The organism is Allobosea sp. (genome assembly GCF_051860145.1).
Taxonomy (GTDB): Bacteria; Pseudomonadota; Alphaproteobacteria; order Rhizobiales; family Beijerinckiaceae; genus Allobosea.
Genome location: NZ_JBHYEM010000010.1, coordinates 65,625 through 88,081, shown reverse-complemented (window position 1 = coordinate 88,081; position 22,457 = coordinate 65,625). Strand labels below are relative to the sequence as shown.

General features: G+C 66.9%; 21 protein-coding genes. 12 read left to right on the top strand and 9 right to left on the bottom strand.

Annotated elements, in window-relative coordinates; translation table 11 throughout:
• Nucleotides 1-11 precede the first annotated feature (11 nt).
• The 7 genes from ACTIF2_RS17275 to ACTIF2_RS17245 all read right to left on the bottom strand — a co-directional run bounded on the left by ACTIF2_RS17275 (nt 12) and on the right by ACTIF2_RS17245 (nt 8,975).
• Nucleotides 12-965, bottom strand: coding sequence for an ornithine cyclodeaminase family protein (locus tag ACTIF2_RS17275; protein ID WP_439498334.1), 954 nt, complete (start codon nt 963-965; stop codon nt 12-14).
• Nucleotides 965-2,518, bottom strand: coding sequence for an FAD-dependent oxidoreductase (locus tag ACTIF2_RS17270; RefSeq protein ID WP_439498333.1), 1,554 nt, complete (start codon nt 2,516-2,518; stop codon nt 965-967). Before ACTIF2_RS17270 ends, ACTIF2_RS17275 begins: the two co-directional genes overlap by 1 nt.
• Before the next feature lie 25 nt (nt 2,519-2,543).
• Nucleotides 2,544-4,235, bottom strand: coding sequence for an ABC transporter ATP-binding protein (locus ACTIF2_RS17265; protein ID WP_439498332.1), 1,692 nt, complete (start codon nt 4,233-4,235; stop codon nt 2,544-2,546).
• 7 nt (nt 4,236-4,242) lie between these two features.
• On the bottom strand, nt 4,243-5,061 hold the full coding sequence (locus ACTIF2_RS17260; RefSeq protein ID WP_439498331.1) for an ABC transporter permease: 819 nt from the start codon (nt 5,059-5,061) through the stop codon (nt 4,243-4,245).
• A complete protein-coding gene (locus ACTIF2_RS17255) occupies nt 5,058-6,020 on the bottom strand; it encodes an ABC transporter permease (RefSeq protein ID WP_439498330.1) in 963 nt (320 codons plus the stop codon). Before ACTIF2_RS17255 ends, ACTIF2_RS17260 begins: the two co-directional genes overlap by 4 nt.
• 35 nt (nt 6,021-6,055) lie before the next feature.
• Complete coding sequence (locus ACTIF2_RS17250; RefSeq protein WP_439498329.1) at nt 6,056-7,627, bottom strand: ABC transporter substrate-binding protein; 1,572 nt, start codon at nt 7,625-7,627, stop codon at nt 6,056-6,058.
• 322 nt (nt 7,628-7,949) lie between these two features.
• Complete coding sequence (locus ACTIF2_RS17245) at nt 7,950-8,975, bottom strand: GlxA family transcriptional regulator (RefSeq protein WP_439498328.1); 1,026 nt, start codon at nt 8,973-8,975, stop codon at nt 7,950-7,952.
• 482 nt (nt 8,976-9,457) lie between these two features.
• Between ACTIF2_RS17245 and ACTIF2_RS17240 the strand changes: the two genes are divergently transcribed.
• The 10 genes from ACTIF2_RS17240 (at nt 9,458) to ACTIF2_RS17195 (ending at nt 18,896) form a co-directional block, all read left to right on the top strand.
• The gene (locus ACTIF2_RS17240; RefSeq protein WP_439498327.1) at nt 9,458-10,669 is read left to right on the top strand and encodes an ABC transporter substrate-binding protein; all 1,212 of its coding nucleotides are present in this window, start codon (nt 9,458-9,460) and stop codon (nt 10,667-10,669) included.
• Between the two features lie 84 nt (nt 10,670-10,753).
• On the top strand, nt 10,754-11,656 hold the full coding sequence (locus ACTIF2_RS17235) for a branched-chain amino acid ABC transporter permease (protein WP_439498326.1): 903 nt from the start codon (nt 10,754-10,756) through the stop codon (nt 11,654-11,656).
• Nucleotides 11,657-11,660: 4 nt separating this feature from the next.
• A complete protein-coding gene (locus ACTIF2_RS17230; RefSeq protein WP_439498325.1) occupies nt 11,661-12,644 on the top strand; it encodes a branched-chain amino acid ABC transporter permease in 984 nt (327 codons plus the stop codon).
• Entirely contained in the window at nt 12,634-13,419 is a 786-nt protein-coding gene (locus ACTIF2_RS17225) for an ABC transporter ATP-binding protein (RefSeq protein ID WP_439498324.1), read from the top strand. The genes ACTIF2_RS17230 and ACTIF2_RS17225 overlap by 11 nt, the downstream gene beginning before the upstream one ends.
• Nucleotides 13,412-14,125: an ABC transporter ATP-binding protein gene (locus ACTIF2_RS17220; RefSeq protein ID WP_439498323.1), complete on the top strand. Its 714-nt coding sequence runs from the start codon at nt 13,412-13,414 to the stop codon at nt 14,123-14,125. The genes ACTIF2_RS17225 and ACTIF2_RS17220 overlap by 8 nt, the downstream gene beginning before the upstream one ends.
• Before the next feature lie 32 nt (nt 14,126-14,157).
• A complete protein-coding gene (locus tag ACTIF2_RS17215; protein ID WP_439498322.1) occupies nt 14,158-14,901 on the top strand; it encodes an SDR family NAD(P)-dependent oxidoreductase in 744 nt (247 codons plus the stop codon).
• A 13-nt stretch (nt 14,902-14,914) separates the two neighbouring features.
• The gene (locus ACTIF2_RS17210) at nt 14,915-16,612 is read left to right on the top strand and encodes an FAD-dependent oxidoreductase (RefSeq protein ID WP_439498321.1); all 1,698 of its coding nucleotides are present in this window, start codon (nt 14,915-14,917) and stop codon (nt 16,610-16,612) included.
• A 14-nt stretch (nt 16,613-16,626) separates the two neighbouring features.
• Nucleotides 16,627-17,247, top strand: coding sequence for a glutathione S-transferase family protein (locus ACTIF2_RS17205; RefSeq protein ID WP_439498320.1), 621 nt, complete (start codon nt 16,627-16,629; stop codon nt 17,245-17,247).
• 35 nt (nt 17,248-17,282) lie between these two features.
• Nucleotides 17,283-18,113, top strand: coding sequence for an SDR family NAD(P)-dependent oxidoreductase (locus ACTIF2_RS17200; RefSeq protein ID WP_439498319.1), 831 nt, complete (start codon nt 17,283-17,285; stop codon nt 18,111-18,113).
• Between the two features lie 12 nt (nt 18,114-18,125).
• The gene (locus ACTIF2_RS17195; protein WP_439498318.1) at nt 18,126-18,896 is read left to right on the top strand and encodes an SDR family NAD(P)-dependent oxidoreductase; all 771 of its coding nucleotides are present in this window, start codon (nt 18,126-18,128) and stop codon (nt 18,894-18,896) included.
• 21 nt (nt 18,897-18,917) lie between these two features.
• On the opposite strand, the gene ACTIF2_RS17190 is transcribed toward ACTIF2_RS17195, so the two are convergent.
• Both ACTIF2_RS17190 and ACTIF2_RS17185 read right to left on the bottom strand, forming a co-directional pair.
• On the bottom strand, nt 18,918-19,700 hold the full coding sequence (locus ACTIF2_RS17190) for a helix-turn-helix transcriptional regulator (protein ID WP_439498317.1): 783 nt from the start codon (nt 19,698-19,700) through the stop codon (nt 18,918-18,920).
• Nucleotides 19,701-19,864: 164 nt separating this feature from the next.
• The gene (locus ACTIF2_RS17185) at nt 19,865-20,629 is read right to left on the bottom strand and encodes an IclR family transcriptional regulator (RefSeq protein WP_439498316.1); all 765 of its coding nucleotides are present in this window, start codon (nt 20,627-20,629) and stop codon (nt 19,865-19,867) included.
• A gap of 99 nt (nt 20,630-20,728) precedes the next feature.
• On the opposite strand from ACTIF2_RS17185, the gene ACTIF2_RS17180 reads away from it, so the two are divergent.
• The gene (locus tag ACTIF2_RS17180; protein WP_439498315.1) at nt 20,729-21,490 is read left to right on the top strand and encodes an SDR family NAD(P)-dependent oxidoreductase; all 762 of its coding nucleotides are present in this window, start codon (nt 20,729-20,731) and stop codon (nt 21,488-21,490) included.
• Nucleotides 21,491-21,500: 10 nt separating this feature from the next.
• A complete protein-coding gene (locus tag ACTIF2_RS17175) occupies nt 21,501-22,454 on the top strand; it encodes a polysaccharide deacetylase family protein (protein WP_439498314.1) in 954 nt (317 codons plus the stop codon).
• Nucleotides 22,455-22,457 lie beyond the last annotated feature (3 nt).

Genomic DNA, 22,457 nt, shown 5'->3' with positions numbered 1-22,457 from the left:
GAAAGGGCAGCTCAGCGTTGATCGGCCGAGGCAAGACGCCCCAGCAGATGGCTGGCGAGGAAAAGGTCGAGATGGCCGGCGCCACCGTTCTTGAAGAGTGTCGGGCGCTCGCCGGGCTGGACCGTAATGTCGCCGCGGCAGAGCGCGAACAGATCGCCGCGGACGTCGTCGCGGGAGATCACGCCCGTACGCAGTGGCTCGATGAACTCGCCGGACCGCTCGAGACAGGCATAGTCGTCGACGAAGATGGCGGCGCGGCACAGCAACGCATCGTCGCCCTCCCGCATCTCCGGCGTGAAGGAGCCGATCAGGCCGACATGGGCGCCGGGCGCGACCAGATCGCCCTTGACCAGCGGCCGCTCGGCCATGGTCGCGGCGATGACGATATCGGCCGTAGGCAGCTCGGTATCGAGATCGGGACAGGGCTCGGCCGGCTTGCCGGCCGCCCGCAACGTCTCCGCCAGCACCCGAGCCCGCTCGGGCGTCCGATTCCAGATCAGGATGCGCTTCAGCGAGGGGCGTACAGTCAGCATCGCGTCGATGACATAGGGCGCGAGAGCACCGGCGCCGACCATCAGCATCGTCTCAGCCGTCGGCGGCGCGAGGAAGCTAGCGCCGAGCGCGCTGTCGGAGGCCGTCTTGCGGAAGATCAGCGCCTCGCCGTCGATCACGGCCTGCGCCTTGCCGGTCTGCGGATCGAAGACGAGGTAGAGCGCGTCGACGGTCGGCAGCCCGAAAGCTTCGACATTGCGGGGAAACGAGGTCACGACCTTGATGCCGAGCGCCTCGCCCGCCTGCCAGGCCGGCACGGCAAGCAGCATGTCCGGGTGGCCGCCCTCGCGCGGTTGGTCGAGCGCGAGGCGCGCGATCTTCGGCTTGTCCCTGAGATGGCCGAGCCGCATCGCCTCGACGGCGCCGGGCCAGTCGAGCAGGCGATGCACGGTCGCGGCTTCGATCATGCGCATCAGGCGACGGCCTCGGCCGAACCGGCCTGCGCCTGCAGCGCGCGCGGCGCGAAATTCTCGGCCGTGAAGCGACGATAGGCGTCGACCTCGTGGCCGATCCGCGCCTCGTCCCAACCGAGAAGATCGGCGACGGTCTCGGCCGCTTGCCGTGCATCGCCCAAGCCCATTTCCGGTGCCCAGCCGACCGGGACCCGGCGGAACAGCAGATCGACCAGCGTCTCGACATGCTCGTGCTCGGCGGCTTGGCGCAGGCGCTCGGGCGACAGCGGTCCGTCGCCAGGCATGGGTTTAGCCGCGTAGGACAACGGCGCCGGAGTGCCGGTGGCCTTGCCCATTTGCGCGACGCGCGCGGCGATCATGCGCCCGGCATGGCGATGGGTCATGATCGGGCAGCCGGTCACGGTGAGAGCGCCCGGCATGCCCTCGGCGGCCATGTCGTGAATGGTGAGGGATTTGACCCCCGAAGCCGTTTCGCTCGTCGTGCGCGGGCGCACGCCAGCCCAGCGATAGACGATGTCGCTGGTCGTCAGGTTCAACGAAGGCAGGGCCCTGTTGGCCTCGGCGATGATGAAATCCGCCTCCTCCGGCAGCACCCGCACCGCGCCCGGCTCATCCTCGAAGATGGTCTCGGTCGGGCCGAAGAAGTGATGGTCGCCCCAGGGCATGCAGTAGAAGGGCTGGCCGATGCTGCTGATCATCTCGAAGCCCGTGCCCCGGCAGGAGTCCGGCAGCTTGACGAGGAGGTTCACCCCCTTGATGCCGACGAGATGCTTCTTCTGCGGCACCGGCCCGGAGGTCTTGCGCAGCAGGCGGTCGGCCCAGGGGCCAGCGGTATTGACCAGCGTGCCGGCCTCGACCGTCACTGTTGCGCCTGGCGAAGCGGCATCCTCCAGCGTCACCCGCCAGCCGCCGCCAGGCAGCGGATCGAGCCGGGTCGCGGTCGTGTAGTTGCGGATGGTCGCGCCGCAGCGCTCGGCGTCGAGCATGGTGTCGAGGCAGATCCGCTCCGCCCACTGGTACTGGTATTCGTCGAAGACGGCGACGCTGGTCAGGCGCGAGCGATCCATCAGCCCGACCAGCCCGAACTGCTCTGCAGCTTTCGCAGCCGGCAGGCGCCGATAGGACAGCGGCACCTTCGAGGACCCGAACAGGCCGAGTGCGCGATAGCCGAGATCGACCTTCCAGCCCGGATAGTCGCCGCCCTCGAAGACCGGGAAGAAGAAGGTGTGCCGGCTGACACGCTCCGGCATGGTGCTGGCGAGCTCGGTGCGGCATTGCATGGACAGCCGTGCCATCCGCACCCGCTGGAGCAGGTCCTTCGGTCGATAGGCGAAGCGCCACAGCGCGTAGTCGGGCGAGAAATAGGCCAGGCCGGAATAGAGCAGCCGGCTCGAGCGGCTCGACGTGCCCGAGCCGAAATCACCCTGGTCGACCAGCAGCGTGGTGCGCCCACCTGCGGCGATGTGCTGGGCGGCGCTGGCGCCGACGACCCCGCCGCCGATCACAACGACGTCGAAGGAGCGTCCGTCGAGTTCCGAGAGAGGACCGCGCATCGGGTTATCTCCGCTTTGCCATGGCTCAGGCGGCGCCGGGCCGCGAGGTTTCGAGCTCGGTGGCGAGCGTCGCGCGCATCGCCGCCGCATCTTCCAGCCAGCCCTGCCGCAGCTCCGGCACGGAAGCGACGAGCAGGCGCGTATAGGGGTCCGACGGCGCGCTCAGCACGGCGGCGCTTTCGCCAGCCTCGACGACGCGGCCATGGCGCAGCACAGTGACGCGGTCGGCGATCGAGGCCACGGTCGCGAGATCATGGCTGATGAAGATGATGGTGAGGCCGAGCTCGTCGCGCAGGCGCTTCACCAGCGCGATGATCTGCCCGGCGACGATGGTGTCCAGCGCCGAGGTGATCTCGTCGCAGATAAGGATCTCGGGTTCGGCGGCCAGAGCGCGGGCGAGATTGACGCGCTGCTTCTCGCCTCCCGAAATCTCGGTCGGATAGCGGTCGAGATAGTGCTCGGGCAGACTGACCATCGCCAAAAGCTCGCGCATGCGCGCCTCGGCCGCCTCCCCTTTCAGCCCGTGGAAGAAGGTCAGCACGCGCCCGAGGATGCGGCGCAATCGATGTTTCGGGTTGAGCGCTGTGTCGGCCATCTGCACCGCGAGCTGGATCCGGCGGCGCTCGGCGCCGGTCCGCTGCGCGTCGAGCCCGGCGAGCGCTTTCCCGTTCAGCGCGACGGTCCCGGATGCTGGCGCATGCAGGCCGGCGATGACCCGCGCCAGCGTCGTCTTGCCCGAGCCGGACTCGCCGATCACCGCGACGATCTCGCCCTTCCCGACCGCGAGGTCGACGCCGTGCAGCGTCGCGATCTGCGGCTTGCCGTCGCTGACCTTGCCGTAGCCGGCATTGAGGCCCGCGACCGACAAAGCCGGGCCGGCGCCCGTCGCCGGGCGGGCCGGCCGCTGCGCCAGGGCGCCGAGCGAGAGATGCTGGCAGGCAGCGATGAGCTCGCGCGTATAGTCCTCGCGCGGCGCCTCGATGATCTGCCGGGTCTCGCCGACCTCGACGATGCGCCCGGCCCGCATCACGGCGATGCGCGTCGCGATCTGCGCGACGACGGCGAGATCATGGCTGACGAACAGGGCGGCCGTATCATTGTCGGCGATGACCTGTTTCAGCAGGCGCATGACCTCGACCTGCGTGGTGACGTCGAGCGCGCTGGTCGGCTCGTCGCAGACCAGCAGCAGCGGCTCCTCCTGCATCCCCATCGCGATCATGAAGCGCTGCAGCTGCCCGCCCGAGACCTGGTAGGGAAAGCGGGTGCCGATCCGGTCCGGCGTCGGCAGGCTGATGTAGCGGAACAGCTCCCGCGCCCGCGCCTGCGCCTGCTTCGGCGCCTGGCTGCGATGCAGCAGCGCCGACTCGATCACCTGGTCGCCGAGCCGGATGCGCGGGTTGAAGGCCGCCGCCGCGCTTTGCGCGATATAGGCCGCCGTGCGGCCGCGCATGCGGTTCAGCACGGGTTGGGGGGCGGTGAGCATCTCGACGCCGTCGAGATGCAGCGTCCCGCCCGCCACCGCGAGGCCCGGCCGCAGATGGCCGAGCGCGGCCAGCGCCAGCGTCGTCTTGCCAGAGCCCGAGGCGCCAATCAGCGCCAGCACCTCGCCACGGCAGACCCGCAGCGAGACGCCGTCGAGAACTGTCGTTCCCATCGTCGTGGCGATTGAGAGATTGTCGACCGTGAGGATGATGTCGCTCGCGACAGCGTTGTTCATGGCCGCCTCAATGCCGCGCATCGCCGTCGAGCGCGTCGACGAGCAGATTGAGGGAGATCGAGACCAGCGCGATGGCGATCGCGGGACCGACGGCCGCCAGCGGATTGGTCGAAAGCCCGCCGAGATTTTCGCGCGCCATGCCGCCCCAATCGGCCATCGGCGGCTGCACTCCCAGGCCGACGAAGCTCAGGCTGCTCATGAACAGGATCGCGAAGCTGGCGCGGATGGCGAAATCCGTGGCGAGCGGCCGCACCACATGCGGCAGCATCTCGCCGAACAGGATCCAGCCCATGCCCTCGCCGCGCGAGCGGGCCAGCTTGATGTAGTCCATCTCCTTGAGATCGTTGCCGAGAGCGCGCGCGATCCGGAAGACCCCAGCCGAGTAGACCACCGCCGCGATGCCGATGATAACCGAGACGGACGAGCCCAGCGCCGCCACGACCACGAGGCCGACGATGATCTTCGGCAGGGCCAGGATGACATCGACAATGCGGCTCAGAACCGTGTCGACAAAGCCGCCGCGCGTGGCCGCCAGCAGGCCCAGCGTATCGCCGATGAGATGGGCGAGCAGCGTCGCGCTCAACGCCATGAACAGGGTGATGCGCGTCCCGTCCATCAGGCGCGAGAGCACGTCCCGGCCGAGATAGTCGGAGCCCAGCCACATGCCGGCAGCCGGAGGCCGGAAGGGTTCGTCGGTGATGAAGTCGAACGGGTCCTGCGGCAGGACGACGAGCGAGACAAGCGCGATCAGCACGAAGACCGCCAGCAGCGCGGTGCTGAAGACCAGCGTCGGCGACAGGCGCCGGGGAGCGGAGACGCCAGTCATATCGCGTCCATCGGGCGTTGCGGCAGGGAGCGCGGATCGAAGAGGCGCGCCATCACGTCGGCCAGCAGGATCAGCAGGACATAGGTGGCGCAGAAGATCATGGCGCAGGCCTGGACCACCGGCAGGTCGCGCGACTGCACTGAATCGATCATCAGCCGGGCGAGGCCCGGATAGGCGAAGATGGTCTCGACGACGACGATGCCGCTGACCAGATAGGCCGTGTTGAGCGCGACAACGTTTGCGATCGGCCCGACCGCATTGCGCAGGGCATGACGCGCCACGACGCGGCGGCCGGGCACGCCCTTGAGGATCGCCATCTCGATATAAGGCTGGGTCAGGATGTTGCCGAGGATGGCCCGCGTCATCCGCGCGATCTGTGCGGTGACGATGACGACGAGGCTCGCGGTCGGCAGCAGCAGCGCGCGCGCCGTCTGGCCGAAGCCGGAACCGGTGCTGAGATAGGCCACCGCCGGCAGCCAGCCGAGATTGACAGCGAAGAGCAGCACGAGAAGCGTCGCCAGCAGGAACTCGGGCGTGGCCGACAGCGCCAGGATGACGACCGAGGCGCCACGGTCGAGCGCGCGCCCGTTCCACATCGCCATCACGACACCGAGGACGATGGCGAGCGGCACGGCAACGAGCGTGGTGATGCCCGCCAGAAGGGCCGTGTTCGCCACGCGCTCGGAGAGAAGCGCGCTGACCGGCGACTTGGTCACCAGCGAGCGGCCCCAGTCGCCCTGCACGGCGCCAGCGAGCCAGCCGAGATAGCGTTGTAGCGGCGGCTCGTTGAGGCCCATTTCCAGCCGCAGCGCACGCACGTTCTCGGGCGTCGCATATTGACCGAGCGCGACCTGCGCGACGTCCCCGGGCAGGATCTCGCAGGCCCAGAAGACGAGCAGCGAGACGATGAAGAGCAGCAGGAGCGTGGCCAGCAACCGCCAAAGAATGAAACTAGCCACGCTCCGTCACTCCAACCGAACCCGATCCATCCGGATCAGGCTTCGATCCAGATGCGATCGGTGAAGTTGAAGCCGCCGAGGCTGCCGATCGGCAACGGCGTCAGCCCCTTGATCTTCTTCGAGACGCCGTCGACATAGTTGAGGAAGGTCGGGATCATGATCGCCCCCGAATTGTGGATGATCGTCTGGATCTCGCCGTATTGCTCCTTGCGCTTGGCGAGGTCGAATTCGGCCCGCGTCATGTCGATCAGCTTCTCCAGCCGCTCGTTCTCGTAGTGCGAGAAGTTCCAGACGGCGCCCTTCTTCCAGCTCAGATTGAGCAGCATGTTGTAGGTCGGGCGCGGGTGGAAATTGGTCGCGAAGAACGGGCGCTTGCCGGCGACCGCAGTCCAGTAGCTTTCCGCCGGCTCGCGCTTGATCTGCAGGTTGAGCCCGGCGCGCATTGCCTCGCGCTGCATCAGCTGGCCGATATCGACGCTGTAGAGCACGCCGTCGCCCATGGAGAGCTCGATCGGGCTCTGGCCGATGCCCGCCTTGCCGAAATGGAACTTGGCCTTGTCGATGTCGAGCTCGCGCTGCGGCAGCGCTGCGTTGAAGTAGGGGCTCGTCGGGCCGATCGGATGATCGTTGGCGATCGTGCCATAGCCGCGCAGGACGGTGTCGAGCACGCGCTTGCGATCGACCAGATAGGACAGGCCGAGCGCGAGGTCGGTGTTGTTCGACGGGGCCCGGTCGACCGCGGCCTGGATCGCGGTGTAGCGCGTGCTGGGCGTGACGAAGACCGCGGCATTGCTGGACTTGGCGACCTGCTCGATGCTGTTGCCGCGCAATTCGAGGATCATGTCGACATCGCCGGACAAAAGCGCATTGGCGCGCGCCGAAGCGTCCGGGATCGGGAACATCTCGAACTGGTCGATATAGGGCTGGCCCTGTTTCCAGAAATTCGGATTGCGCACCAGCACTGTGCGGATGCCGGGCTGGAACTCCTTGACCGTGAAGGCGCCGGTGCCGATCGGCTTGGAGAAGTCGTAAGTGCCGTTCTTGACCAGCGCGAACTGGAAGATGCCAACGAGGATCGGCAGGTCGACGTCGGGCTGGGCCAGATCCATGACGATCTTGTTCGGCCCATCGGCCGTGACCGAGGTGATGTTGGCGACCAGTTGCTTGGCGCTCGAGGCCACTTTCTCCTCGCGGTGGCGCAGCAGCGAGAAGATGATGTCGTCCGTCGTCAGCGGCGAGCCGTCACTGAAGCTGATGCCCTTGCGGATCGTGAAGACCCAGCGCGTTGCCTCCTTGTTGGCCTCCCAGGATTCGGCGACCTCCGGCTGGGCCTGGCCCTGCTCGTCCATGCGCGTCAGATAGCTGTAGACGCTGGTGCCGCGGATATAGTCGTTGCCCTTGTCGTAGCGGGCGGAATCGAAGGTATCGCCCGTCGACTGCTGGAACAGCGCCAGCCGCACCGTGCCGCCGCGCTTCGGCGTCGCCTGGGCGAAGCCGCGCCCGGGGCCGGCAATCAGTCCTGTCGTGAGCAGGCCCGCACTGAAGGCGCGCCGCGTGAGGGCGCCCGCCGGCAGAGAACTGCCGGTCATCGTTGAACCGTCGGCCATTGCGTTCACCCTCTTGTTTGACGGCGTCTTTGACGCTCGCATGTCATGTCGCATCGCCACGCCCGCCAAACGGGCACGCCTCGGAGCAGAACGACCCGGCATATGGGCAGTTCATCGCGTGACTTGCCTGGATAGGCAGGATTTCTGGCAATTATTCTGAGGAACTCAGTATTCGATGCCCGAATATTGAATTACTCAAAATCAACACCACAAGATCATTGGAAAAAGCGGAGCCTTCGGATACTCTCGCCTTGGACAATCAAAATTCCCATTCTGGACATATGCCGCCCGCCTGCGTCGGAGATGCGAGCCGCGGCACGCCTCAGACCATCCGCTTCGGATCGAGCTGGTTCTGATAGGGATGCAGGTCCGTCAGTGGCGAGACCCGGTCCGGCTGCGTCGGCTGCAGCAGCTCCGAGGCCCGATCCCCCGAAGGCGAGACGCCATAGGCCTCGCGATAGCGCTCGAGGAAACGCGGATAGGAGCGGAAGCCGCAGCGCATGGCGATGGTGGTGAGTTCGATGCGCGTCGCCCTCACCAGCTTGCGGGCGCGCGCCAGCCGGATCATGCGGTAGTAATCGAATGTCGAACAGTTGAACGCGATCTCGAACAGCCGGTCGAGATGCCGCCGCGAGAGCGCGACCTGCTCCGCGATCGCCTCGATGTCGAGCGGCCGATGGATCGCCTCCTCCATCATCCGGCAGGCTTCGCGCACCGGCTGGGGAAAGCCGTTATAGGCGGAGGTGAAGAGATCGTCCTGATAGGCGCCGATCTCGCGGCGATACGGAAAGATGATGATGTTGGCGACACGCGCCGCCACCGCCTTGCCGAGATGCTCGGAGACGAGGTGCAGCATCATATCGGTCGCGGCCGCCCCGCCGGCGCAGGTCATGCGCTTCTCGCTCCAGGTGTAGACCTTCTTGACGAAGCTCACCTGCGGGAAGAGTTCGGCGAACATCGGCAGATTGTTGAAATGCGCCGTCGCGACATGACCGTTGAGCACGCCGGCCCTGGCGATGTGATAGACGCCGCTCTCGATCGACCCGATCGTCTTGCCGTGCCTGTCGAAGCGCCGGATCAGGTTTTGCGTCTCGACGTTCTCATAGCTGTCGTGCCGGAAGCTCGACAGCACGACGAGCGCGTCGAACTCCTTCAGATCGCGGACATGCATCTCCGCCTGCAGGGGAATGCCCGAGCTCGACGCCACGCGTGGCTCGGTGTCGTGCACGAACAGATAACGGAACGGCGGCTCCGGGTAGAGCGAATTTGCGACCCGCAACGTCTCGGTTGCCGAGACAGCGCCGAGCAGGGAGAATTCCGGCAGCAGCAGAAAAGCGATCGTATACATTAAATACTTTCGCGGGGGCTAGATCGAGCCGGGGTGCTGGCTGCGGCTCAAGACGCCGGCGAGCGATGCTATCGCGCGACCGCCGGAGCTAGAGCAGGATGCGAAAAAGTGGGAACCGGTTTTTCGCATCGATCCTGCTCTAACTTATTGGTGAGAGACGGATTCAGACGTCAGTTGGAACCGCTTTGCGATTCCAACTGACGTCATCCGGCTCTAAGGCCAGCCGAGCCATGATACTGCAACGAATGCGATATGCGATCACTTGGTAGCTGACATCAGGGTCCCTATCCCTCGCCTGGCGCAACCACCGCTCGCAGCCGAGCCGCGTCGATGACGGCCGCCCGCGCAGATAATGACACCGTATGTCCCAAGCGGCTGTGACAGAGGCGGTGGCGCATTCCGCTATGATCCCCCGCAGGATCGGACCGCCCTGCCGGAGCGGGCCGCCTCAACGACAAGCCAAAACGATGACAGGGAGGGACATGATGAAGACGAAGGGAATCGTACGCGGCCTAGCGCTGGCCGGCGGGCTGCTGATGGGCGTCGCAGCCGGCGCGCAGGAGCCGGGCATCACCGACAAGACGATCAAGATCGGGATCTTCGGGCCGCTCTCGGGCCAGAACATGGCCTATGGCTTCGACGTCGTGAACGCGGCGAAGATGTACTATGACAAGATCAACAAGGACGGAGGCATTCACGGCCGCAAGATCGAATACGTCGTCGAGGACGACCGCTGCAACGCCAACGATCTCGTCGCCGCCGTCAAGAAGCTGGTGGAGCAGGAGAACGTCTTCATGCTCAATGGCGGGTCCTGTTCGGCGGCCGTCGTCGCCGCCAAGGACTACATCGTCCGCAACAAGGTGCCCTATCTGATGCTGAACGCGTCGGGCGACGGAGCATTGTTCCCGCCGACCGATTACATCTTCGGCGCCTTCTCGATCTCGCAATACGCGGTCGGCGGCGCCATGGTCGAATTCGCGGCCAAGAGCCTGGGCGCCAAGACGGTCGCCTATATCAACCACGACGACGCCTATGGCGCCTGGAACCTCGAGGGTTCGAAGAAGGACGCCGAGGTCAACGGCGTCAAGCTCGTGGTCGAATCGATCAATCCGACCATCAACGACGTCACCGCGCCCTTCCTGAAGCTGCGCGCGGCCAATCCGGACGCGATCCTGCTCGTGACCTATGCCCGTCCGGCCGCATTGCTGATCAAGAAGGCGGCCGAACTCGGCTTCAACAAGCCGATCATCCTCTCCGTCACCGGTACGGCGAGCCTCAACCAGCTCGTCGGCAATGTCGGCAAGGACGCGCTGAAGAACTTCTATACCCAGGAGGTCATGATCGACTCGCCCGGCGGCGACAAGCTCAAGCCGATCTACGACATGTACAAGGCGGCCTATCCCGATCTCGCCGCCAAGCCCGACCATCCGCAGACCTACATGCCGTACGGCATCCCTCCGGCGATGTCCCTGGTCAAGGCGTTGCAGGATGCCGGCCCGAATCCGACCCGCGAGAAGGTGCTCGCCGCCCTGAAAACGCAGGATTTCGACTCGGGCGTCATGGCCGGGCGCATGCAGTTCGGACCGCAGCAGCGCGCCGCGAACCGCTCGACGATCTTCATCAAGTACGACGGTACGACGATGGCCCCGCTGCCCGGCGTCTTCACCAGCCGCTGGACCTACGAGGCGAAGTGACCGTCGCGGGCAACCTCGCCCTCCCCGACATCGGATGGCGGCCCCGTGCCGCCATCCCTCCCCTGACTTGAGCCCGGGCCGGACATGGACCTGCAACTCGCGCTGATCTTCCTGCAGCAGGGCATCGCCTCGGGGCTGGTCTCGGGCAGCGTCTACGCGCTGCTGGCGCTCGCCATCGTGATCATCTTCAAGACTTCGGACGTGCCGAACTTCGCCCAAGGCGAGGTCTTCATGGCGGCCGGCTATGTCGCGCTCTATCTTTTCGTCTTCCAGCAAATGCCGATCTGGGTCGTGCTGCCGGCGACGCTGCTCGCAGCCTTCCTCGCCATGGCGCTGTTCCGGCGCGTCGTGCTCGACCAGGTCGCGAAATCGGCCAAGGACCTCGTCTATCTCGTCATCGCCACGCTTGGCCTGTCCTATGTGCTGAAGGGGCTGGTGCGCCGCACCGGCTTCGGCGACACGCCGCGCTCCTTCCCCGCCCTGGTCCCGACCGATTCCGCCATGATCGGCCAGGCATCGGTCACCCTGCTCGACCTTGCGATCTTCGGCACCGCCGTCGCCGTGATGGCGGCCTTCTTCTGGATGTTCAATTACACCAAGACGGGACGCGCCATGCGCGCCGTCGGCATGAACCCGAAGGCGGCGCAGCTCGTCGGCGTCGATCTGCGCCGCTGCCACATGCTGATCTGGGGCCTGTCGGGCGTCATCTCGGCGATCGCGGCGCTGCTGATCTCGCCCAAGATCCTGATGACCGCGGACATGGGCTCGATCGTCATGCTCGCCTTCGCGGCGGCGATCGTCGGCGGCTTCTCGAGCCTGCCCGGCGCCGTCGTCGGCGGCTTCATCATCGGCATCGTCGAAAACATGGTCGGACTGTTCATCTCCTCCCGCGCCATCGTCCTCGCCCCCTTCCTCGCCATCCTAATCGTGCTCGTCCTGCGCCCGCAGGGGCTGTTCGGCGGGAAGCTGACGATCAAGAAGGTCTGACCCCGTGTCGTCCTCTCCCCTCGCGCCGGCGACGCCCGGCAGGCGTGCCCTCTCGGCCCCGGCCATCGCAGGGCTGGCGCTGGCGGCGCTCGTCGCCGTGGCCCTGCCGGCCTTCACTACGGGCTATGTCATCTACATCGCCAATCTGCTGCTGGTCTTCGTGGTGCTCTGCCTCGGGCTGCACATCGTCATCGGCGAGACCGGCCAGTTCTCCATGGCCCATGCCGCCTTCTACGGCATCGGCATCTATGCCAGCGCGCTGGCCAACCGCGCGGTCGACCTGCCCTACCCCTTCGCCATGCTGTTCGGCGCGCTCGTCGCCGGCATCGTCGGCCTGTTCATCGGCGCGCTGGCGCTGCGCATGCGCGACATCTACCTCGCGCTCGCCACCTTCGCCTTCGGCGAGGCGATGCAATGGGTCTTCGCCAACTGGGACAGCGTCACCAACGGCCCGAACGGCCTGCGCATCAGCCCCGCGCGCTTCGGCCCGCTCGAGATCCTCAGCGACAAGCAGGCCTATCCCTTCGTCGTCTTCTTTTGCCTGCTGATGATCGGGGTCACCGTCGCGATCTCGCGCTCGCGGCTCGGGCGTTCCTTCCGCGCCGTGCGCGAATCCGAGGTCGCGGCCATGGCCATGGGCATCGACGTGCGTCGCACCCGGGTCGTGGCGTTCGGTCTCTCGGCCGCCATCGCGGGCTTCGCCGGCGGTATGTTCGGCCTGTTCCAGACCTTCATCCATCCCGACAGCCTCGGCTTCCAGACCACGATCCTGGTGCTGACCATGGTCGTCGTCGGCGGGCTGGGCTCGATCGCCGGCGCGATCGGAGGCGCCATCGTCTTCGGCCTGATCTCGGAGGTGCTGCGCCAGGCGCCGCAGTATCAAGAGATCATCTACGGCGCGATCCTGATCCTGTTCATGATGTACGCGCCGCGCGGCCTCTTCGCCTTCATCGGCGACCGGATCAGGGAGGCGCGCCATGGCCGGTGAGACCGCCGCGCCCTTCCTCAACGTCGCGGGCCTGACCATCCGCTTCGGTGGGCTCACCGCAGTCGGCGGGCTCGACATGGCGGTGGCGAAGGGCTCGATCCACGCGCTGATCGGCCCGAACGGCGCCGGCAAGTCGACCACCTTCAACTGCATCTCGCGCTTCTACACGCCGAGTGAAGGCCACATCACCTATGACGGGCGCGACATCACCCGCCTGCCCGCCAAGGAGATGGCCGGGCTCGGCATCGCCCGCAGCTTCCAGAATCTGGAGCTGTTCGCCGAGCTCACGGTCTTCGAGAATGTCCTGATCGGCGCGCATGTCCATGCCGGCCGCTCCTGGCGCGATGCGATCAGCGCCCGGCCGCGCGGGATCGTCGAGCATGTCGAGCATCTGCTCGAGCGCACCGGCCTCTCGGCCTACGCCCAGACCAAGGCGCGCAATCTCGATTTCGGCCACCAGAAGATGGTCGAGATCGCCCGCGCACTGGCGATCCGCCCGCGGCTGCTGCTGCTCGACGAGCCGGCGGCAGGCCTGCGCAATCGCGAGATCGCGGCGCTCGACCGATTGCTCTGCGAGCTGCGCGAGCGCGACGGCATCACCATCCTCCTGGTCGAGCACGTCATGCAGCTGGTCATGTCGATCTCCGACCGCATCACCGTGCTGAGCTTCGGCACCAAGATCGCCGAAGGCACCGCCGCCGAGGTGCGTGCCCATCCCGCCGTGATCGAAGCCTATCTCGGCCGCGAGACCACGCAGGAGACGCCCCATGGCTGACCTGCTCGAAATCGACGCCATCTGCGCCTCCTATGGCCGCATCCAGGCGCTCTCGGAAGTTTCGTTGAAGGTGCCCGAGGGCGCGATCGTCGCCCTGCTCGGCTCGAACGGCGCCGGCAAGAGCACGACGCTCAACACCGTGTCGCGCCTCGTGCCGGTGACCGCAGGACATATCCGTTTCGCCGGCGAGGCGATCCAGTCCTGGCCGTCGCACAAGGTCGTCTCCGCCGGGATCCTGCAGGTGCCCGAAGGGCGCGAGGTGTTTCGCGACATGAGCGTGCGCGAGAATCTCGACATGGGCGCCTATCGCCGCAGTGACGCGGCCGGGGTCAGGCGCGATCTGGAGCGGGTGTTCGAGTATTTCCCGAAGCTGAAGGAGCGGCTGCAGCAGAAGGCCGGCACCCTTTCCGGCGGCGAACAGCAGATGCTGCTGATCGGCCGGGCGCTGATGGCGGGGCCACGGCTGCTGCTGCTAGACGAGCCGTCGCTCGGGCTTTCGCCGCTGCTGGTCCAGCAGATCTTCGCGATCATCGAACGGCTGAACCGCGAGGGGCTCACCATCCTCCTCGTCGAGCAGAACGCGGCAATCGCACTCGGCTGCTCCTCCTACGCCTACATCCTCGAGAACGGCGAGGTGGCGCTCGAGGGCCCGTCCGAACACTTGCGGCGAGACGACAGTGTCCGCCGCACCTATCTCGGCGGCTGAGCCGGGACGACCATGCGCACAGGAACTGGCTGATGGCTGCCCAGCAGGACAAACCTCTCGCCCTCGTCACCGGCGGCGCCCGCGGGATCGGCCGGGCCATCGTCGAGCGCCTCTGTGCGGACGGTTTTGCGGTCGGCATCCTCGATCGCGCGGCGGAGGCTGCCGCTGCACTCGTGGCTGGACTGACGGCAAGCGGGCATAGCGTCTTCTTCGAGCCGATCGATCTCGCCGATCACGACGGCCTGGCTGCGCTGGCGGAACGGCTGCCCGCGGTGCAGGCCCTCGTCAATAATGCCGGCATCTTCGAGAACAAGCCGTTCTTCGAGCTCGCCGCCAGCGATTTCAGAGGGATGATGGACGTCAACGTCACCGCCCTCTTCCTGCTCTCGCAGGCCGTGGCGCGGCGGATGGAAAAGGGCGGGCGCATCGTCAACATCGCCTCGCGGACCTTTCTCGGCTCGCGCAACCACGCCCACTATGTCGCCTCGAAGGCAGCCGTCGTCGGGCTGACGCGAGCCATGGCGATGGAGCTGCTGCCGCGTGGCATCGCGGTCAACGCCGTGGCGCCGGGCGCAGTCGCGACCGAGATGGTGGCGAAACAGTCAAAAGAGGCCCGCGCCGCCTTGCTCGCTCTGCAGCCGACCGGGGCGCTCGCCGCCCCTGAGGACATCGCCAACGCCGTCGCCTTCCTCGCCTCGCCGCGCACCAATTTCATCTACGGCCAGGTCCTGCTCGTCGACGGCGGCAAGTCGCTCGGCGGCGGCATGGGCATCTGAGCGGAGAAGAGCCGTGAGCGAGCGTTTCGACGAGATTTGCGACGTGGTCGTCGTCGGCTCCGGTGCCGGCGGCATGGCGGCAGCGATCACCGCCGCCAAGGCCGGGCTCGACGTCCTGCTGATCGAGAAGAGCGAGTTCGTCGGCGGCAGCACCGCGGTCTCCGGCGGCGCCATCTGGGTCCCGGAGAACCCGCATGCCGCAAAGGCCGGGCATGCCGATAGCCGCGAGGCGGCGATGACCTATGTCGAGGCCGTGCTCGGCAACCGCCTGCAGCCGGACCTGATGCGCGCCTTTCTCGACAACGGGCCGGAGATGGTGCGCTTCTTCGAAAGCGAGACGGCGTTGCGCTTCGAAGCGCGCGCCTACTCACCCGACTATCAGCCCGAGCAGCCCGGCGCCTCGAAAGGCGGCCGGACTATCGACCCCGCCCCTTATGACGGCAACGATCTGGGCGCCGATTTTGCCCTGCTGCGGCCGCCGTTGAAGGAGTTCACCGTGCTCGGCGGCATGATGGTGAACCGCAAGGATATCGACGCGCTGGTCGGCCGCTTCCACAGCCTCGCGAATTTCCGACATAGCGCGAAGCTCCTGCTTCAGCACGCCCTCGACCGGCTGCGGCATCCGCGCGGCGCGCGGCTGCTGATGGGCAATGCGCTCGCCGGACGCCTGCTGAAATCGGCACGGCTGGCCGGCGTCGACCTGCGCGTCGAGACGGCCGCGGGCTCCCTGATCGTTGACGACGGCTCGGTCGTCGGCCTCGTGGCAAAGGGTCCGAACGGCGAGCGGCGCATCGGCGCGCGGCGTGGCGTGGCGCTGGCGAGCGGCGGCTTCCCAGCCAATGCCACGATGCGGAGCGAACACATGCCGCATGCCGACGTCCACCGCTCGATGGCGCCGGCGACCGACACCGGCGATGGCATCGTGCTCGGGCTCGGCGCTGGTGGAAGCCTGCGCGACGACAATATCGGCGCCGCCTTCTGGACGCCGGTCTCGGTGATGCGGAAGCAGGACGGCAGCGAGGTCCAGTTCCCGCACCTGATCCTCGATCGGGCAAAGCCGGGGCTGATCGCGGTCGATGGCGAGGGCCGCCGCTTCGCCAATGAAGCAACCTCCTATCACGGCTTCGTCGAGGCCATGCATGCGAACGGGGCCGTGCCGGCCTTCCTCGTCTGCGACAGCGCCTTCCTGCGCAAATACGGGCTCGGACTCGTCCATCCCGGCCTCAAATCCCCCAAGGCCTTCGTCGAGACGGGCTACCTGTTCGAAGGCGGCGACATAGCCGCTCTCGCCGAGCGGATCGGCGTGCCCGCAGCGGCACTCGCGGCCGAGATCGCAGGGATGAACGAGGCGGCGCGCTCGGGCGTGGACCCCGCCTTCGGCAAGGGCACGAGCGAGTACAATCGCTATCTCGGCGACCCCGCCCGCAAGCCCAATCCTTGCCTCGGGCCGATCGAGACCGGCCCCTTCTATGCCGTGAAGGTCTGGCCGGGCGATATCGGCACGGCGACCGGCCTGATCTGCGATCCGCAGGCCCGTGTTCTCGGCCGCGACGAGCGCCCTATCCCCGGGCTCTACGCCTGCGGCAACGACATGAACTCGATCATGGCCGGCGCCTATCCGGGCGCCGGCATCACCCTCGGCCCGGCGCTGACCTTCGGCTTCATCGCCGGACGTGCGCTCGCCGCCGGGCCCGACCATCTGCCCCGCTGAGAAAGGCCGCCGCGATGAAGCTCTACCAGTCCGCAACCTCCCCCTTCGTCCTCAAGGTTCGGATCGCCGCCGCCGAACTCGGCATTCTCGACCAGATCGAGATGCTCGACGTCTCGCAGGAATACAAATCCGGCGGACCGCTGGCGCGCGAGCAGAATATCATCAGGTCGAACCCGCTCGGTCAGGTCCCGACCCTGCTGACCGAGGATGGCGCAGCAATCGCAGACAGCCGCGTCATCTGCGAGTACCTGAATCACCGCGCCGGCGGCACGCTCTTCCCGACCGAGCCGGCCGCGCGCTGGAATGCCCTGACCGAGCAGACATTCGGCGACGGCCTGCTCGATGCCGCGCTCCTCGCCCGCTACGAGGGCTTGTTGCGCGACGAGGCGATGCGCTGGGAGCGCTGGATCGACGGCCAGATCGCCAAGGTCCGGGCCGTACTCGACATCATCGAAGGCAAGGCCCCCTCCTTCGGCAGACGGGTCGATATCGGCACAATCACCTTCTTCTGCGGCCTCGCCTATCTCGACCTGCGCTTCGCCGACCTGAACTGGCGCGACGGGCGACCGCTGGCTGCCGCCTGGTTTGCGCGTCTGTCACAGCGGCCGGCCTTTGCCGGCCAGAAGCTGGGTTGAGCGGCGTAGCGTGATTCCATCTCGGGGAGCAGGACATGAGCGCCAATTTCGGACTTTCAGGCCGCACGGTCATGGTCACCGGCGGCGCCTCCGGCATCGGGCGGGCCTGCGCCATGGCGCTTGCGCATGAGGGCGCAGCCGTAGCGGTCGCGGACGCCAATGCCGAAGGCGCCGCGGCGGTGGCCCGGGAGATCGAGGCGCTGGGCGCCCGCGCAATCGCCACCAGCTTCGACGTCCGCGATCAGGCGGCCACCGACGCTGCGGCTGCAACGATCGAGCGCGATCTCGGCCCGCTCGACGGGCTGATCACCGCCGCCGGGATCTCGCGCCCCGCCCGCGCGACAGAACTGTCAGCCGAGAGCTGGGAGGCGGTGATCGGCGTCAACCTCTCCGGCACCTTCTACTCATGCCAGGCGGCGGGCCGACGCATGGTCGCGCGCGGTCGCGGCGCCATCGTCACCATCGGCTCGGTCTCCTCGCTCGGCGGCCAGTCGGGGCGGGCTCATTACTGTGCATCGAAGGCGGGCGTGGTGGGTCTCACCCGCGATCTCGCGATCGAATGGGGCTCGCACGGCGTCAGGGTGAACTGCATCGGCCCGAGCGCGACCGACACGCCGATGATCCGCGCCGGCATTCCCGAACGCTTCGTCGCCGGCGTCATGGAAGACCGCACGCCGCTCGCCCGGCTCGCCCGGCCGGAGGAGATCGCGAATGTCTGCCTGTTCCTGCTCTCGGATCTCGCGAGCTACGTCAACGGCGCCCTGATCATGGCCGATGGCGGCCTCTCCGCCGGCTTCTTCACGCGCAGCCACGGCCGCGACTTCTCCTCCCGGGCCTTGCTCGCGCAAGGCATCTACAGCGAATGAACGGACGCTGACATGACCAAGCTAGCCCTCGTCACCGGTGCCGGACGTGGAATCGGAGCCGCGATCGCCCAGAAGCTCGCCATCGACGGCTGGCGCGTCGCCGTCTGTGACCTGACGAAGGAACCGGCCGCGTCGGTGGCCGCCTCGCTACCAGGCGAGGGCCACAGCGGCTGGGCGGTCGACGTCTCCGACGAAAGCTCGGTCGAGGCGCTGTTCGACGCCGTCGAGGCCGCTCACGGCCCGGTCACCGCACTCGTCTGCAATGCCGGCATCCTGCTGATGGCGGCGGATGGCGAGCGGCCGACGATCTTCGACATGACGCTGAACGACTGGGAACGCACGCATGCGGTCAACACGCGCGGCGTCTTCCTGAGCATCCGCGCCTATGCGCGCCGCCGCCGGGAGCGGCCGGTCGAGGGCGGGCGCATCACCACGACCAGCTCCGTCGCCGCCGAGCTGGGCGGCTATCGTGGCTCGGCGAGCTATATCTCGTCGAAGTCGGCAATCCTTGGCTTCACCAAGGCGATGGCGCGCGAACTCGCGCCGCTCGGCATCACCGTGAACTGCGTCGCGCCAGGTATCATCGACGCGCCCATGCTGGCGGCGGCAACTCCACGCTCGGCCGGACCAGGCTCGCTGGGCGTGCTGGCGCAGGCGGTGCCACTCAGCCGCCTCGGCCAGCCGGAAGACATCGCCGGGGCCGTGGCTTTCCTGCTCTCCGCACAGGCATCCTACATCACCGGCGCGACGCTCGACGTGAACGGCGGGTATCGGATGGCTTGATCCTGCCGTCGCTGCCGCGTGCTACATCAGGATGCGCATCAGCTCGTTCTGCGAGGAAATGCCCAGCCGGGCATAGGCTCGCTTGCGATAGGTCAGGACGGTGTTGAGGCCGACCCCGAGCTCGAGCGCGATCCCTTCCGAGGTCAGGCCGGTCGCGATGAGCGCACAGACATCGCGCTCGCGCTTCGATAGGCCGGGCGCGAACGCCTCGAGCCGTGCCTGGAGAGCTGCGGCGGCGCGGTGCCCGTCGGCGGGCTTCACCGCCTCGTAATGACGCCAGAGGGCCGCCATGAGCAGCGGCGCGCTTTCGACGAGATGCAAGATTTCCTCGTCGCTGAAGCTTTCCTTGCGACGACGATAGATGCTGAGCCGCATCGTGCCGGCCACCCGCCGCTGGATCAGCGAAAAGCGCTCCGACAACCCGACGGCGACATAGCATTCGCTCCGGTAGGTCGGGCTGGCGATGTCGCTAGCCCGCATGCGGACGCCCCAGCAATCACGGTTGCCGCCTTCGTCGAGGGCGATCGCGTTGGCTGGATCGGCGCGCCAGTGGCGGGAGACATAGCGGCGCGCAACATCGAGCGCGGCCTTGCCCGGTTCCTGCCGGTTCTCGGCGAGAAGCGTATGAACCTCCCCATCGGGCGCGGTCATGAACGCCGTAACGATCTCGGTGCCGGTGAAGCGACGGGCGATGTCAAACAACCCGGTCGAAAAATCGGGACGGCCCACACTCTCGATGACCTGCGGCATGGTCGCCAGAATACTGCCCGAGGCCACAGTCTGTTGGATGGCCAAAAGCTGCATCCCAACCTCCCGCCGGCTCCTCTTTCAGCATGGCCGGGGGCCAGCGGCGGGAGCGCGTTAGGCTTGAAGCGATAACAGTATCCAATTTCGCATGCAAACTAGCGTACAGGCAGGTCGGAGAGGCGCACGACCGGACGTTGATCAGCAAATTGCTTGGTTATTCGTCACCGGCTTTCACGGTAACCAAGTCTTTCACTGATCTGTCGCCCGGCATCCTTGAGAGCCGCAATGAGTTCGCCGCTGCGGGATTGGTATCGTGTCGTCACCACTCCCAGGTTCAGCGCGGCGACGACGCTGCCGTCTCGCCCCCGGATCGGCACCGCGAGGCCTGTCGAACCGAGGATATGCTCCTCGTCGCAGATCGAAACCCCGTCTTCCTGAATCCTGACGAACAGGGCTCGGATCGCATCGGGGTCGATGACGGTCTTTGGTGTGCGCGCGATCAGCGGCACGCGCGCGAGATAGGCGTCGGTGAGCGCGGCGTCCCAGTGCGCCAGCAGGAGGCGCCCTGTCGCCGTGCAGTAGGACTCGCTGTTGCCGTCGAGATCGACGTCGAAGCGAATGGCCTGGCGGCTGACGCATTTCGCGAGGCGCTTCGACTCCCCGCGCGTGTTGCGAACCGCTAGCACGACCGTCTCGCCGGAGACGTCGCGCAACTGCTCCATCACGGGATGCGCGGCGGAGAGCAGGCGCGCCTCGTGCGCGCGCGTCGCCGATCGGTGCCGGCTGGCATGGACCAGCACGTAGCGCTCGGTCGAATCCTGGATGGCATAGCCACGCGAAACCAGCGTCTGAGCGAGCGCATGCGCGCTGCTCTTGGGAAAGCCCAATGTGGCGACGATGTCCTTGAGTTTGACGGGCTCGGAACAGCCCGCAAGGTACTCGAGGAGGTCGAGCATGCGGGCGCCCGATTTCACTTCGGTATTCATGTATGTGAACCAAATCCACCTTGGCGGACAACTTAGCCGACGATACGCTCCCCTTCAATCGAGATGAATTCAAGACGTTCGGCGGGGTGAATTCGGCAGATGAAGGCATCGCACAGCCCATCCGTGGCGATCGTGACCGGCGGCGCCAGAGGCATCGGCCGGGCCTGTGCCAAAGCGCTGGCCGGGGCCGGGTTCGACATCGCGCTCGTCGACCTGTTGCGCCCTGAGCTCGATCGCACCGCCGGAGAGATTCGCGAGATGGGCCGCAAGGCCCTGACCTTCGAGGCGGACGTCTCGTCCTTCGCCGAAGCGCAGCGTGTCGCGGACGAGACCGTCGCGCAGTTCGGCCGCATCGACGTGCTGGTCAACAATGCCGGACGCTCGATGCCGAAGGGCATTCTCGAGATCACGGAAGACGAGTTCGACCGCACCATCGCGATCAACCTGAAGAGCTGCTTCAACTACATCCGCGCGGTTGCCCCGGTGATGCAGGCGCAGGGCGGCGGGCGCATCGTCTCGATGTCCTCGCTCAACGCCCATACCGGCGGCGTGACCGCGGCCGTCAGCCGCTTCGCCTATGCCGCCGCCAAGGCCGGCATCATCGGCATGACCAAGGCGCTCGCCAAGGAACTCGGCCCCACGATCCTGGTCAATGCGCTCTGCCCCGGCGTGATCGAGACCGAGCTCGGCAACACGCTGACCCGCGAGCGCGGCGCCGCCCTGGCACAGGCCGGCATCGCATTGCAACGCATGGGAAAGCCGGAAGACGTCGCCCAGCTGGTGCTGTTCCTCGCGGCATCCGAACCCTGCTTCATGACCGGCCAGGCGCTCGTCGTCGACGGCTTCCAGTACAATTGCTGAGCGTCAAAGAATGATCTCTCCAGTCCCCCCCAAGACCGATCCCTGGACCTGGCCCGAGGATGTCTGGCGCGGGGCCGTCGAGCATGTCCGCGCCGGGCGCTCGCTGAAGCCGGCGCGCTGGAAAGACGGGGCGACCTTCGCCGTCGCGCTCTCCTTCGACAGCGATCACGAGACCATCGAACTGCGCAATGGCGGCCGTTCCTATTCGAAGCTGAGCCAGGGCCAGTACGGAGCGCGCGCCGGCATGCCGCGCATCCTGGCGATGCTGCATCGCCATGGCGTTCCCGCCAGCTTCTTCATGCCGGCCGTCGCCGCCATGCTGAACGAGCGCGAGATCGAAACGGCGGCCGCCGCCGGGCACGAGATCGGCATCCATAGCTGGATCCACGAGCTGAATTCGGGGCTCGACTACGAGACCGAGCGCGACCTGGCGCTGCGCGCCGGCGACGTGCTGACCAGGCTCGCGGGCACACGCCCGGTCGGGATGCGCACCGCCTCCTGGGATTTCAGCCCCTGGACGCTGAAGATCATCCGCGAGATCGGGCTGCTCTACGATTCCTCGCTGATGGCCGATGACGAGCCCTATGAGCTGCTCGACCAGGGGCAGCCCTCCGGCATCGTCGAGATCCCGGTCGAATGGATCCGCGACGACGCGGTCTATTTCAGCATGGACCGTTTCGCGGCGCTGCGGCCCCATGGCGGGCCGCAAATGGTGCTCGACATCTTCCTGCGCGAGCTCGATCTCGCGGCGCAGGAAGGCGGGTTGTTCCAGCTCACCATGCACCCGCACCAGATCGGCCACCGCTCGCGCATCTGGATCCTCGACGAGGTCATCCGCGCCGCCAAGGCGAAGGGCTCGGTCTGGTTTGCGACCCATGCCGAGATCGCGCGCCACTGCGCGGATGAAGCGGGCATGACGGCACGGGGCTTGCCTGACATCACCGCTGCGAATGGACGGAGCTGAACC